Source organism: Vreelandella jeotgali Hwa, assembly GCF_000334215.1.
Lineage (GTDB): Bacteria > Pseudomonadota > Gammaproteobacteria > Pseudomonadales > Halomonadaceae > Vreelandella > Vreelandella jeotgali.
In genome coordinates this window covers 258,984-272,705 of sequence record NZ_AMQY01000014.1, presented here as the reverse complement: position 1 = coordinate 272,705, position 13,722 = coordinate 258,984, and the positions used below count along the sequence as shown (strand labels likewise).

Below are 13,722 nucleotides of genomic sequence, written 5' to 3'. Positions count from 1 at the left end.
CGCCTGCCAAGGAGTTTTTATGCCTTCCCGCCCATCTCGTGACAGCACTTCTCCAACGCCCGGTGAAGTGCCCTGCCCGCAGTGCCATCACCGCGTCGTCTGGTCGGCAGACAACCCCTGGCGGCCGTTTTGCAGCCGGCGCTGCCAACTGCTCGACCTGGGCGCCTGGGCCGACGAAAGCCACCGCATCGGCGGCGAGTCGGCCATGGATGAAGCCGATATCGATGCGCTCCTGCAGCAGGCCGACCGCGATGCGCCGCTGTCCTGACAGCGGCCGTGCCACTCATCCCGGCGAGGAGCCCTGATGCCGCCCGAAGATGCCCGCCCGGTGGACTACCGGCTGCTGCAGCGTCTGGACGCCGCCTTCGACGAGGTGCTGGCCACGCTGAATCAGGTCATCGTTTGCTTTGCCGAAGGGCCCGCCAGCGCCTGGGCGCTGTACGACCCGGCGCCGGGGGTGGAGTGGCTTACCGCGGCGCTGCTGGATATGTGGCACCTGCCCGGCCAGGACGGCCGCGAAACACGCAACCATATCGGTTTGATCGCCGCCGATGAGCGGCTGATGCAGGCAGTCGCCGCCGCCAACGCGGCCAAGAGCGCGTTCAGCGAATGCCTGCAGGCCATCAAGCAGCAATCCCCCGCCCTGCTCAGCGAAAGCCGTTCGCGGCTGCCCGGGCGCCATCCGCAGGTCGAGCAGGTGCTGGAACGCAACGGCCTGGCGCGCCTGCACCTGAAACAGTGCTGGCGCCAGCTGCCCACCGCCGAAGGACCGGTATCGCGGGTGCGCTTTGCCTGGTACAGCAGCGGTCGTTCGATCAAACGACTCGACGTGCCGCAGGCAGAGAAGAAGCTACTGGCGCTGGACAGCGAAGCGGCGCACATCCGCATTCAGCTCAAAAAACTGGCGGGCATTCCCGCCGGCGAGCCGCTGGCGCAGGTGCAGCCCCAGGCACCGCTGATGCGGGCCAACCTGTTCTTTACGACCCCGCTGGAAGACGGCCGCGTTCGGCGTGCGCTCAACGTCGCCATGCCGATTTTCATTCCTCGTGAAGATGGCCGCCTGCCGCATACCAACCAACCGCCCGCCGCGCCGCCGGAAAAACGCACCCGCGCCCGGCGCCGGGACGAGAAGCTGGAAAACGAACCCTTCCTGCCCAGCCTGCGGGTATACCGCTACCGCTAGGCAGCCGGCCCCTCGTCCTGCCAGAGGCCGTTGGCCATCAGGGTATCAATCAGCGCCTTGAGCCCGGCATGGGATATCTGGTAATCGCTGAGCAGCGTTTCTACCTGGCGGCTGAATGCCTGCTGGCGAGCCGTCTCGGCCCGGGCGGCGCTGTCATCTTCTTCCATGGCGGCAAGCGAACGCACGGGAGGGCCGGTGGGAATATCGTCCGCGCTCTGTGGGTCATCCAGGTCCTGTAGCGCCCTGGCAAAATCGTCGTCCAGCTGCTGAAACTGACGCAGCTTATCGCGTTCGCTCTCCGGTTTGGCCGCTTTACGTTGCTTCATGCGTATTCCATTGTCACCTGAGAAAAAGGCTGTATTGATGAAGGTGTGGCATACCGACGCTACCGACTGTCGCAATCAAGCGCTGTCGCAATAGCGTGTCGCTAAAGCTTTTTGCCAGAGCTTTTTCACAGAGCTTTTTGCCCAAGCTTTTCTCTAAAGCCTTTAGCTGAAACCGACACGATAAACGACGATAGCCAACCATCATGGGAATGATCGTTGAATGCTATGGTAAAAACTTATAACAAAATGCAATCAAGAAAAATCTTATAGATTGCTTTATAAAAACTCTTGTTGGATTTCGGTCGGCTGAATCCGGGTCTCGAGTGTTTTGCCGATAAACAGGGGTTAACGCCGCTGTTGGCCGGATTCAGAGCCTGACCTCAGGGGCACAGGAAGCGTTACCCCATGAATGGCAAAACGGGTGGCCCATCTGAGCTGTGCGCCCTGAATATCCCCAGCTGTCGCTGTTGAACCTTCTCGGTCGAGCTTGCTCTGTTGGGCTTTACCAGCAAAGCTTTTCCGGCCAGACCTTCTCTCACTGGCCTTCTCTGCCGAACCTTCCCGGCAATGCCCGGTCAATTTTACCCGGAAAGTGACGTGCAAGCCGGTGAGTTCCAGATTGAAGAGTTGAAGGCCGACCACTGAAAACAATGGCCATTGAAGGCCGAAGCACTGAAGGTCAAGGAACTGGAGGCCGGGTTGAGTGTAACAACACAGGCTCCCGGGCATCGGCTTAACGCCCGGGCGCGCCTGCCAGAGGCCGAGGCGGCCTCAGTCTTCCATGCGTACCAGCCAGGATTCGACGGTTTCATCACCGTATTCGCTCTTCCAGCTGCGCAGCCCCTTGTGGTTACCGCCGCGCGTTTTGATGACATCGCCGGTATGCGGGTTTTCATAGATTTTCAGACGACGCTTGCGACGACCGGTTGTGGTTGTGCTCTTGCTGTTGGCCTGTTCGGGGTCCAGCAGTGCGATGATGTCGGACGGACGCTTGTCGAACTCTTCCATCAGACTTTCGAGTTTGCCCTTGAGCTCCAGCTCGCTTTTGAGACGCTGGTCTTCCTCGAGGCGCACCAGGTCTTGCTGGAGCTGCTTTAGCTGCTGTTCTTTCTGGATATATTCATTGATTAGCGACATGGAAAAATCCTTGCAAAGTAAAAGTGGCCAACCGACAGACCTTGCCGGGAAGGAGCCGCGGTTATTTGCGACCCGGCAAGCGGCTTTGATTATGTCTGCCAAAGGCGTTAAAGGAGGCTTTGAGGGGCAGACTTCAATATGGAAAACGACAGGTCGAATGATCAACGATCCGCTTGTTAATGCTCCATACTGTGCGAGCACATTATTACGCTATAAATGCCAACTCGCAACCTTTCATTATTTATTTAATTATTCAGGCCGTGCCGGAAGCTAATAGACACCCTCTTCCCGACACTCTGTTAAAACGACAAAGCTGCCACAACGCCAGCGGGTGAAAACCGGCGTATCGGGAAATAGCGGAGATGAATCCAATGGAAACTCGATAACAAACGGATACAAAGCCACTGAAATTCCCTTCTTGCACGAAGTTGACACAGTTTAATAAAAACTTTCGATATCGCTGATAAATCAGTTTAATATCGAGTGCCAGGGGATAATAGTTACCACGTTGAAATGATAATACCCGCGCTTCGGCAAGGGCTTTTGTAAGGCGTGAACAGGATACTGTGCCAAAAAAACGCCGCCCCGGTCGGGGCGGCGTTTTATGCGGCAGTCATGAGGCTACCGTCGGGAACCTCTGGAGGTTTAGTCCTGACCCATCTGCTGCTTGATCAGATCGCCGATCGTGGTGGCGCCGCCGGCGGCATCCTGATCTTCCTCGCGCAGTTTCTTCATGTTCTGGCGAGTATCGTCCTGATCCTTGGCCTTGACCGAGAGATTGATCTGGCGGCTCTTGCGGTCAACGCTGACGATGCGGGCTTCGACGCTGTCGCCTTCGTTCAGCGCATTGCGCGCGTCTTCCACGCGGTCGGCGCTGATCTCGGACGCCTTGAGCACGGCAACGACGTCGGTGGCCAGCTCAACTTGCGCCTGCTTGGCATCAACCTCGACCACACGGCCGGTGACGATGGAGCCCTTGTCGTTGACGGACAGATACTCGGCAACCGGATCGGTATCCATCTGCTTGATGCCCAGCGAGATGCGCTCGCGCTCGGGATCGATGGACAGAATAACGGCTTCGGCTTCTTCGCCCTTCTTGAACTGGCGTACCGCTTCTTCGCCGGTTTCGGTCCAGGAGATATCGGACAGGTGAACCAGGCCGTCGATGCCGCCGGGCAGGCCGATGAAGATACCAAAGTCGGTGATCGACTTGATGGTACCGGCAACGCGGTCGCCCTTGTTGTACTCGGCGTTGAAGGTTTCCCAGGGGTTGGCAGTGCACTGCTTGATACCCAGAGAGATACGACGACGCTCCTCGTCGATATCCAGCACCATGACGTCAACATCGTCACCCACCTGCACAACCTTGGACGGGTGGATGTTCTTGTTGGTCCAGTCCATTTCGGAGACGTGAACCAGACCTTCGACACCCTCTTCCAGCTCGGCAAAGCAGCCGTAGTCGGTGAGGTTGGTGACGTTGGCGTGCACCTTGGTGCCTTCCGGGTAGCGACCCTTGATGTTGACCCACGGATCTTCGCCCAGCTGCTTGAGACCCAGCGATACGCGGTTGCGCTCGCGGTCAAACTTCAGCACCTTGACGTTGATCTCGTCGCCGACGGAGACAATTTCGCTCGGATGCTTGATGCGCTTCCAGGCCATGTCGGTGATGTGCAGCAGGCCGTCTACGCCGCCGAGATCGACGAAGGCACCGTAGTCGGTCAGGTTCTTGACGATACCCTTGATCTGCTGGCCTTCCTGAAGCGTGGCGAGCAGCGCTTCACGCTCGGCGCTGTTTTCCGCTTCGAGCACGGCGCGGCGCGATACCACGACGTTGTTGCGCTTGGGGTCGAGCTTGATGACCTTGAAGTCCAGCTCCTTGTTCTCCAGGTGCGTGGTGTCGCGCACGGGGCGAACGTCCACCAGCGAACCCGGCAGGAAGGCGCGAATGGAGTCAACGTCAACGGTGAAGCCACCCTTGACCTTGCCGTTGATCACGCCCTTGACGATTTCTTCCTTCTCGAAAGCGGCTTCCAGCACTTTCCACGCTTCGGCGCGCTTGGCCTTTTCGCGGGACAGGCGGGTAGCACCGAAACCGTCTTCAACGGCTTCCAGAGCGACGTGGACTTCGTCACCCACGGCAATGGCGACGTTGCCGTTTTCGTCGAGGAATTGCGACGCGGGGATCTGACCTTCGGATTTCAGGCCGGCGTTGACGGTAACCCAGTCACCGTCAATGTCGACCACCTGGGCTGCCACAATGGCACCCGGCTCCATATTGATGTCGTTAAGGGACTGTTCAAACAGTTCAGCAAAGCTTTCGCTCATGGTGTTCCTACGTGATCAACGTTGTTTGAGGCATCGCTGCCTTCTCCGTACCACCAGCAAGTACGGGCCTAATGTCACTCTGCTTTCGCGGACGTTAACGCTGGTTGGACCTGAACGGGCTCACCGTGTGCAAGTTGTCTGCCCGGTCACGCCATGACGCCACATCGAAAGCGCCGCAAGGGAGAATCATTCGCCGGAGGCCATGCCCTTTCGGGTCAACCATTCGGTCAGCTGTTCCACCACTTCCGGTATACTCAGGCGCGTGGTATCAAGGGTTACGGCATCGTCTGCCGGCTTGAGCGGTGCCACGCTGCGCTGCGTATCGCGCGCATCGCGTGCCTGAATCTCCTGCAAAAGATTCGGAAGGGTAGCATTCACGCCGGCCTGGCGCAACTGCTCATGGCGCCGCCGGGCGCGCTCCTCGGCGCTGGCCGTGAGGAATATTTTCAGCCCTGCGCCGGGGAATACCACCGTGCCCATGTCGCGGCCGTCGGCGACCAGGCCCGGCCCGACGGCAAAGTCCCGCTGACGTTTGAGCAGCGCTTCGCGCACGACGGGAATGGCGGCGACCCGGGAAGCCCGCTCGCCGGCCTGCTCGGTCCGAATGGCGCGGGTAACGTCTTCGCCTTCGAGCAGCGTCTGCACCGCGCCGTCGGCCACCGGGAAGGCGACGTCGAGGTTTTCGGCCACCCGGGCCAGGCCGGTTTCGTCGTTCAGCTCAACGCCGTGCTTGCCAGCCGCGTAAGCGGTCAGCCGATACAGCGCGCCGCTGTCCAGCAGGTGCCAGCCCAGCCGCTCGGCGATCAGGCTGCTGATGGTGCCCTTGCCCGCACCGCCGGGGCCGTCAATGGTCAACACATTAACGGTCGATGCACTAGCGCTCATGGTCAGCCTCCACTTCCAGCCGGATGCCGGTGTGCGTCGCCATTTCCACAAAGTCGGGGAAAGACGTCGCGACGTTGGCACAGTTGTCGATCATGATATCGTCGCCTGCCCGCAGCGCGGCCACGGCAAAGGCCATGGCAATACGGTGGTCGCCCAGGCTGTCAATGCGTCCACCGCCGTAGGCGGGCGTATCAGTATGGCCGTGGCCGACAATCTCGATACCGTCTTCCCGCAGGCGATGCTCCACGCCGATGGCACCAAGGCCATCAGCCATGACCGCCAGGCGGTCGGACTCTTTCACCCGCAGCTCGGCGGCGCCGCTGAGCCGGGTGGTGCCGGTGGCGTTGGCGGCGGCGATAAACAGCGCGGGGAACTCGTCGATCGCCAGCGGCACCTGCACCTCGGGAATATCGATGCCCTTGAGCGGCGCGTAGCGCACGCGGATGTCCGCCACCGGTTCGCCGCCGATTTCGCGCTCGTTGATCAGTTCAAGGTCAGCGCCCATCAGCTGGAGGATATTGATGATCCCGATCCGGGTAGGATTAACGCCCACGTGTTCGAGGACCAGGTCCGATCCCGGCGTTATCGCCGCGGCGACCATGAAAAACGCCGCCGAGGAAATATCCGCCGGCACGTCGATGGCGCAGGCCGTCAGCGGCTTGCCGCCTGCCAGCCAGCAGGTGTCGCCCTTGCGCGCTATCGGGTAGCCAAAGCCGCCGAGCATGCGTTCGGTGTGGTCGCGCGTCGGCGCCGGCTCGCGCACCCGGGTTTCGCCGTCGGCGTAAAGGCCGGCGAGCAGCAGGCAGGATTTGACCTGGGCGCTGGCCACGGGCATGTCGTAGTGCATGGCGGACAGCGTGCTGCCGCCGTGAATATGCAGCGGCGGGCGGCCGCCCTCGGCGGTATCAATGGTCGCGCCCATCTCGCGCAGCGGCTCCGCCACGCGATTCATGGGCCGCCGGGTCAGCGAGTCGTCGCCGGATAGCTCGCTGGCAAAGCGCTGCCCCGCCAGCAGCCCGGCAAAAAGACGCATGGCGGTGCCGGAATTGCCCACGTAGATCGGCCCCGCCGGCGGTTTTAGACCGTGAAGTCCCACGCCGTGGATCACCACGCGGCCCTGGTGCGGGCCTTCGATGGCCACGCCCATTTCGCGGAACGCCTGCAAGGTAGCGAGGCTGTCTTCGCCTTCGAGAAAGCCGCTTACGGTGGTCACACCGTCGGCCAGAGCGCCGAGCATGATCGAGCGGTGGGAAATCGACTTGTCGCCGGGCACGCGCATGCGCCCTGCTACGCTACCTCCCGGACGCATCCGGTAGGTCACCTGACCCTGTGATTGCATGGCATATTCCGTCTGATAGCTGGTCTTGTTGAGCAGTGATTCAAAATAATGGCGGGCGTGGCCGGCTCGACCCAGGGTGGCGAGCATGGCATCGCCGTCGCCGGCTTCCACAGCGGTACGCAGCCGCGCCAGCCCTGCCTCGAAGTCATCGAGGGAGGCCAGCACGGCGTCGCGGTTGGCGGTAAAGATATCCCGCCACATCACCGGGTCGCTGCCGGCAATCCGGGTGAAGTCGCGAAAGCCGCCGGCGGCGTAGCGGAAGATATCCAGCCGCTCGTCCTGGCGGGCCAGGGTATCCACCAGCGAAAACGCCAACAGGTGCGGCAGGTGGCTGGTTTGCGCCAGCACTTCGTCGTGGCGCTCGACCTCCATTTCCAGCACTCTGGCGCCGCAGGCCTGCCAGAGCGCGCGCACCTCGGCCAGCGCACGGGCATCCGTTTCTCCCCCCGGGGTGACAATGACGTTGCGGCCAACGTACAGCTCGGGGTTGGCGGCCGCCACGCCGCTTTTTTCCGACCCGGCGATGGGGTGTCCCGGCACCAGCGTCGGCGGCATGCAGCCGAATAAGCGCCGAGCCGTATCGCGTATTACCGCCTTGGTACTGCCCACGTCGGTCACCGTCTGCCCGGCCAGGGTCGGGTTCAATGCGGCCAGTTCGCGCATTACCGCTTCCATCGCCAGCACCGGCACGGCGAGCACGATGATGTCGGCCCCGGGAGCGAGCTCGGCCAGCTGCGTGCTGCCGGAGTCGATCAGCCCCATATCAATGCCGCGTTGGATTTCCCGGGCATCCGGGTCGCAGGCGACAATCGTACCGGGGTAGTCGGCGGCGTGCAGCGCGGCGGCCAGCGAGCCGCCGATCAGTCCCAGGCCGACAATCAGCAGGCGCGTTGGCTTACCCGGTGCCTGGCTCACAGCACACCTTGCGGATACGACCCCAGTACTTTCAGGTCGGCCGCGCGCAGGCGGACTTCATCGAGCATCGCGGTGATATGAGGCTCTTCGTGGTGGCCGACAAAGTCGATGAAAAACACATAGTTCCAGACGCCGCTACGCGAGGGCCGGGTTTCCAGCCGGGTCATGTCAATGCGATGGCGGTGGAAGGGTTCCAGGAGGTCATGCAGCGCGCCGGGCTGGTTGCGCATGGCGACGACCAGCGAGGTTTTGTCGTTCCCGGAAAACGGTGCATCCCGGCTGCCGATAATCAAAAAGCGCGTGGAGTTGTCGGGACGATCCTCGACCTTGTCGGCGATCACTTCCAGGCCGTAAAGCTTGCCCGCCATGTCGCCGGCGATGGCCGCGCTGTGCCACTCGGTCCTGACCAGCCTGGACGCTTCGGCGTTGGAAGCCACCGCCACCCGCTCGGCCTGAGGATAGTGGGCGTCCAGCCATTTGCGGCACTGGGCGAAGGACTGCGGATGCGAGTAGATCCGCGAGATTTTGTCGCGCCGAGTGTTCTCGCCCACCAGCAGGTGGTGGTGAATACGCAGTACGACTTCGCCGCAGATATGGATCGACGATTCGAGAAAGGTATCCAGCGTATGGTTGACCACGCCTTCGGTGGAGTTCTCCACCGGCACCACGCCGTAGTTCGCCGCGCCGGCTTCCACCTCGCGAAACACCTCGTCGATCGCGGCCATGGGCAGGCTTACCGCGCTTTCACCGAAGTGCTTGAGCGCGGCCTGCTGGGTAAAGGTGCCTTCGGGGCCCAGATAGGCCACCTTGACGGGTTTTTCCAGCGCCAGGCAGGCCGACATGACTTCACGAAACAGCCGCGCCATTTCTTCATCGGAAAGCGGCCCCTTGTTGGCCGCCATGATCCGGCGCAGCACCTGGGCCTCGCGCTCGGGGCGGTAAAACAGCGCGCCCGGGTCTTCCGCCAGCTTGACCTCGGCAACATCGCTGGCGCACTGGGCGCGCTCGCTGATTTTTTGCAGAATATCGCTGTCCAGCTGATCGATGCGCTCGCGCAACGTATCCAGCCGGGCTGACGCATCAGACATGGTCGTTAGCCTTTTCGTTGTTCAAAATCGGCCATGAACGCGGTCAGGGCGTCCACGGCGGCTTCGGGCACGGCGTTATACAGGCTCGCGCGCATGCCGCCCACGCTGCGATGCCCCTTCAGATTCAACAGCCCGGCGTCACCGGCCTCGCGGAGAAACTCGCCGTCGAGCCGGGCGTCGGCCAGAGTAAAGGGCACGTTCATCCGCGAGCGGTTGTGCGACGCAACGGGGTTGGCATACAGCCCGCTGTCATCGATGGCGGTATACAGTTTATCGGCCTTGCGCTGGTTGATCGCACTCATGGCCGCCAGGCCGCCGATGTCGTTTTTCAGCCACTCGAATACCAGCCCGGCGAGATACCAGGCGTAGGTGGGCGGCGTGTTGACCATCGAACCGGCACTGGCCATGGCCCTGTAGCTGAAAAGCCCGGGCATCACGGCCTGCGCCTGGTCGAGGAGATCATCGCGCACGATTACCAGCGTCAGCCCCGCCGGGCCGATATTTTTCTGCGCGCCGGCGTAAATAATTCCGAACTGCGAAACGTCGATGGGACCGGAAAGAATCGTCGACGACAGATCGCCGACGACGGGCACTGCCGCGCCGTCCGACCGCTGCGTTCGGGGCACGTAGTCAAACGCCAGCCCGCCGATGGTTTCGTTGGCGGCGTAGTGCAGGTAGGCGGCGTCGTCGCTGATATCCAGCGCGTCGGGGCGCGGCACCGCAAGATTGCCTTCGGCGTCGGTATCGGCCGCGACGTGACAGGCCATGCCCAGATTCTGCGCTTCAACCAGCGCCTTTTTGCTCCAGATGCCGGTCTGAATAAAGTTGGCGCGACCGCCACTGCCCAGCAGGTTCATGGGCAGCATGGAAAACTGCATTGTCGCCCCGCCCTGGCAGAACAGCACCCGGTAGTTGTCCGGCACGGCCAGCAGCTCGCGGAGGTCGGCTTCGGCGCGCTCGGCAATGGCGGTAAAGTCGGCGCTGCGGTGGCTCATTTCCATGACGGAAAGCCCGCGCCCGCGATAGTCCAGCATTTCATCCCGAGCGCGCTCGAGAACCGCCGTGGGCAGCGCAGCCGGACCCGCGCAAAAGTTATACTGACGGGTCATCGCTGCCCTGCTCCTTTTGGTTTTCCGGGTTTACCGAATTTTCCTGATTTTCTTCCACTGCCTGGGTGTCTTCGACTTCCCCGTCTTCTTCGCCCGGCTCGGCTGCGTCCTGATCGGCGTCGCCTTCCGCCTCGCTGGGCTCGTCGACGCGGACGGTCTTGACCAGATGTTCTTCCTTGCCCAGACGAATCAGCATCACGCCCTGGGTATTGCGCGAGGTAATCGACACCTCGTCGACGTGGGTGCGCACCAGGGTGCCGCGGTCGGTGATCAGCATCATTTCATCGCTGTCGTAAACCTGCATGCCGGCCACCAGCGCGCCGTTGCGTGAGCTGGTCTGCATGGCGATGACGCCCTGCCCGCCGCGCCCGCGCAGCGGGAATTCGCCCAACGGCGTGCGCTTGCCGTAGCCGTTTTCGCTGGCCGTGAGGATATAAATCGGCGAAGGCGCCTCGTCGGCGACGACGGTCTCGGCTTGCTCGTCCTCGGCGTCGATCTGCTGATGCTGGGGAATAATCAGGCTGATCACCTCGGCCTCGTCGGCCAGGCGCATGCCGCGTACGCCTCGGGCGGTACGCCCCATGGCGCGAACGTCGCGTTCCTCAAAGCGAATGGCCTTGCCGTTGGACGACAGCAGCATGGCGTGGTCGCTGCCCGAGGTGATCGCCGCGCCGACCAGGCGGTCATCGTCGTCGATGTCGATGGCGATCAGGCCCACGCTGCGCGGCCGCGAGAACTGCGCCAGGCTGGTGCGCTTGACCGTTCCCCTGGCCGTGGCGAAGAAGATGTAGTGGTCGGGATCATAGTCGCGCACCGGCATCATGGCGTTGATCGCCTCGTCTTCCGCCAGCGGCAGCATGTTCACCAGCGGCTTGCCCCGGGAACCGCGGCTGGCGTTGGGCATTTCGTAGACCTTGAGCCAGTAGGCCTTGCCGCGGTTGGAGAACAGCAGCACGGTGTCGTGGGTCGAGGCCACCAGCAGATGCTCGATAACGTCCTCGTCCTTCATCGCCGTGGCCGACTTGCCGCGCCCCCCGCGATGCTGGGCCTGATAGTCCGACAGCGGCTGGGTCTTGGCGTAGCCCGACCGCGACACCGTGACCACCATGTCTTCCTCGGCGATCAGGTCCTCGATGGACAGATCCAGATGGCTCGCCTGAATCGCGGTACGACGCGTTTCGCCGTATTGATCGCGCACGGCCACCAGCTCGTCGCGGATGACTTCCATCAGCCGGTCCGGCGAGGCGAGAATCTCGGTGAGCTCGGCAATGCGCTCGAGAATCCCCAGATATTCGTTGAGCAGTTTTTCCGTTTCCAGCCCGGTGAGGCGGTGCAGACGCAGTTCAAGAATCGCCTGGGCCTGCGCCGGCGACAGCTGGTAGGCGGTAGCCGACGTGTTGAGGCCGTAGCCTTCGTCCAGATCCTCGGGTTTGCACGAGGTCGCCCCGGCGCGTTCGAGCATGCCGGTGACCTGCCCCGGCTGCCAGGTGGTCGTCAGCAGGCTCTCCCGCGCCTCTGCGGGGTTGGGCGCGGCCTTGATCAGCTCGATAACCTCGTCGATGCTGGAAATGGCCACGGTCAAACCTTCCAGAATATGGCCCCGCTCGCGGGCCTTTTTCAGATCGAAGATCGTACGCCGGGTGACCACCTCGCGGCGATGGCGGACAAAGGCTTCCAGCAGCTCCTTGAGGTTCAGCAAGTGCGGCTGGCCGTTTTCCAGCGCCACCATGTTGATGCCGAAGACGTTTTGCAGCTGGGTCTGGGCAAAGAGGTTGTTGACCACGACCTCGCCGGATTCGCCGCGCTTGACCTCGATGACCACGCGCATCCCGTCCTTGTCGGACTCGTCGCGCAGCTCGGCAATGCCCTCGATGCGCTTGTCCTTGACCAGCTCGGCAATCTTTTCGATCAGCCGCGCCTTGTTCACCTGGTACGGCAGTTCGGTGATGATGATGTGGTCGCGGCCGGTCTTTTCATCGTGCTCGATGGTATGGTCGGCGCGCACATGGATGCGGCCGCGGCCGGTACGGTAGGCGTCGAGAATCCCCGCGCGGCCGTTGATGATACCGCCGGTGGGAAAATCCGGCCCGGGGATGTATTCCATCAGCTCATCGATGGACAGGGTGTAATCATCGACCAGTGCCAGACAGGCATCGATGATCTCGTTCATGTTGTGCGGGGGAATGTTGGTTGCCATGCCCACGGCAATGCCCGAGGAGCCGTTGATCAGCAGGTTGGGCACCCGGGTCGGCAGCACGTCGGGAATACGCTCGGTGCCGTCGTAGTTGTCGACCCAGTCCACGGTGTCCTTTTCCAGGTCGGCCAGCAGCTCGTGGGCCAGCCGCGCCATACGCACCTCGGTGTAGCGCATGGCGGCGGCGTTGTCGCCGTCGATGGAGCCGAAGTTGCCCTGGCCGTCCACCAGCACGTGGCGCATGGAAAAGTCCTGCGCCATGCGCACGATGGTGTCGTATACCGCACTGTCGCCGTGGGGGTGGTATTTACCGATAACATCGCCAACCACGCGCGCCGATTTCTTGTACGCCTTGTTCCAGTCGTTGTTGAGCTCGTGCATGGCAAACAGCACACGCCGGTGCACGGGCTTCAGACCGTCGCGCACGTCGGGCAGCGCACGGCCGATAATGACGCTCATGGCATAGTCGAGATACGACTGCTTAAGCTCATCTTCTATATTAACGGGCAGAATGTCTCTGGCGATGTCACCCATGAAAGTCAGATCCTTTGCACTGCGTGATGAAGCACTGCGAAACAGCGAGAAGCGCGAACACCGAATAACGGCGCGCAATAACGCGCCATCATACCACTGCTAAGGCGCCAAGGGCAGCCGCCGGTGCATCGGGATCCGACTGGCCCGGATCAATTATCGAATGCCTCGCGCCCAACCGTCAGCGCACCCAGGGCGTCACGCACCTCGCCGTCGATCGTGGCGGCCTGGTTGGCCTTCATGTCCAGCAGCACGAACGTCAGGTCGGCGCTGACCACCGTGGCGCTGTCGCGTCGGCGAATGATCCGGTGATGGCAGATCCCGCTGCGCTCGCCGACCCGGGTAATGCCGGTCAGCACGGCCAGGTCGTCCCCCAGCACCGCGGCGTTGCGGTAATCGATATTGAGATTGACCACGACGAAAGCGCGGCCGACCTGATGCAGGCCCGCCATCAGCTGCGGTTGCTGGTCGAAAAAGGCCCAGCGACCATCTTCCATGAACTCCAGATAGCGGGCGTTGTTGACGTGGCCGTAGCCATCCAGATGGTAGCCACGAACCCGTAGCGCCGTGCGCGAAAGCAAATCGCTCATACGGTTAACTCCCTGATGCAGTGTCATTGAGACGAATGTTTTGGCGGGCCATTCATGCTGAACGGCCTCGACCATAACCGGCTCAATCAAACACAAGTTT

General features: G+C 62.1%; 12 protein-coding genes. 3 read left to right on the top strand and 9 right to left on the bottom strand.

Annotated elements, in window-relative coordinates:
• The first annotated feature begins 19 nt into the window (after window positions 1-19).
• Both yacG and C793_RS0107255 read left to right on the top strand, forming a co-directional pair.
• The gene (yacG, locus tag C793_RS0107260) at window positions 20-268 is read left to right on the top strand and encodes a DNA gyrase inhibitor YacG (RefSeq protein WP_017430279.1); all 249 of its coding nucleotides are present in this window, start codon (window positions 20-22) and stop codon (window positions 266-268) included.
• A gap of 36 nt (window positions 269-304) precedes the next feature.
• The gene (locus tag C793_RS0107255; RefSeq protein ID WP_017430278.1) at window positions 305-1,183 is read left to right on the top strand and encodes a hypothetical protein; all 879 of its coding nucleotides are present in this window, start codon (window positions 305-307) and stop codon (window positions 1,181-1,183) included.
• Here C793_RS0107255 and C793_RS0107250 read toward each other — a convergent pair.
• Window positions 1,180-1,509, bottom strand: coding sequence for a hypothetical protein (locus C793_RS0107250; protein ID WP_017430277.1), 330 nt, complete (start codon window positions 1,507-1,509; stop codon window positions 1,180-1,182). The genes C793_RS0107255 and C793_RS0107250 overlap by 4 nt on opposite strands.
• Before the next feature lie 771 nt (window positions 1,510-2,280).
• Window positions 2,281-2,646 (bottom strand): histone-like nucleoid-structuring protein, MvaT/MvaU family, encoded by a 366-nt coding sequence (locus C793_RS0107245; RefSeq protein ID WP_017430276.1) that lies wholly within the window; start codon window positions 2,644-2,646, stop codon window positions 2,281-2,283.
• Between C793_RS0107245 and C793_RS14465 the strand changes: the two genes are divergently transcribed.
• Entirely contained in the window at window positions 2,645-2,920 is a 276-nt protein-coding gene (locus tag C793_RS14465; RefSeq protein WP_156804948.1) for a hypothetical protein, read from the top strand. The two genes, C793_RS0107245 and C793_RS14465, sit on opposite strands and share 2 nt — an antisense overlap.
• A 371-nt stretch (window positions 2,921-3,291) precedes the next feature.
• Here C793_RS14465 and rpsA read toward each other — a convergent pair whose 3' ends face one another.
• From rpsA to C793_RS0107210, 7 genes are all read right to left on the bottom strand, one after another.
• A complete protein-coding gene (gene rpsA, locus C793_RS0107240; RefSeq protein WP_017430275.1) occupies window positions 3,292-4,971 on the bottom strand; it encodes a 30S ribosomal protein S1 in 1,680 nt (559 codons plus the stop codon).
• Window positions 4,972-5,157: 186 nt separating this feature from the next.
• Window positions 5,158-5,856, bottom strand: a complete 699-nt coding sequence (cmk, locus tag C793_RS0107235; RefSeq protein ID WP_026106168.1) for a (d)CMP kinase — start codon at window positions 5,854-5,856, stop codon at window positions 5,158-5,160.
• A complete protein-coding gene (locus C793_RS0107230; protein ID WP_017430273.1) occupies window positions 5,846-8,110 on the bottom strand; it encodes a bifunctional prephenate dehydrogenase/3-phosphoshikimate 1-carboxyvinyltransferase in 2,265 nt (754 codons plus the stop codon). Before C793_RS0107230 ends, cmk begins: the two co-directional genes overlap by 11 nt.
• Window positions 8,107-9,198, bottom strand: a complete 1,092-nt coding sequence (pheA, locus tag C793_RS0107225) for a prephenate dehydratase (RefSeq protein ID WP_017430272.1) — start codon at window positions 9,196-9,198, stop codon at window positions 8,107-8,109. The genes C793_RS0107230 and pheA overlap by 4 nt, the downstream gene beginning before the upstream one ends.
• 5 nt (window positions 9,199-9,203) lie before the next feature.
• Window positions 9,204-10,307 (bottom strand): 3-phosphoserine/phosphohydroxythreonine transaminase, encoded by a 1,104-nt coding sequence (gene serC, locus C793_RS0107220; RefSeq protein WP_017430271.1) that lies wholly within the window; start codon window positions 10,305-10,307, stop codon window positions 9,204-9,206.
• Window positions 10,291-13,035, bottom strand: a complete 2,745-nt coding sequence (gyrA, locus tag C793_RS0107215) for a DNA gyrase subunit A (protein WP_017430270.1) — start codon at window positions 13,033-13,035, stop codon at window positions 10,291-10,293. Before gyrA ends, serC begins: the two co-directional genes overlap by 17 nt.
• Window positions 13,036-13,184: 149 nt before the next feature.
• Window positions 13,185-13,622: an acyl-CoA thioesterase gene (locus tag C793_RS0107210; RefSeq protein ID WP_017430269.1), complete on the bottom strand. Its 438-nt coding sequence runs from the start codon at window positions 13,620-13,622 to the stop codon at window positions 13,185-13,187.
• Window positions 13,623-13,722 lie beyond the last annotated feature (100 nt).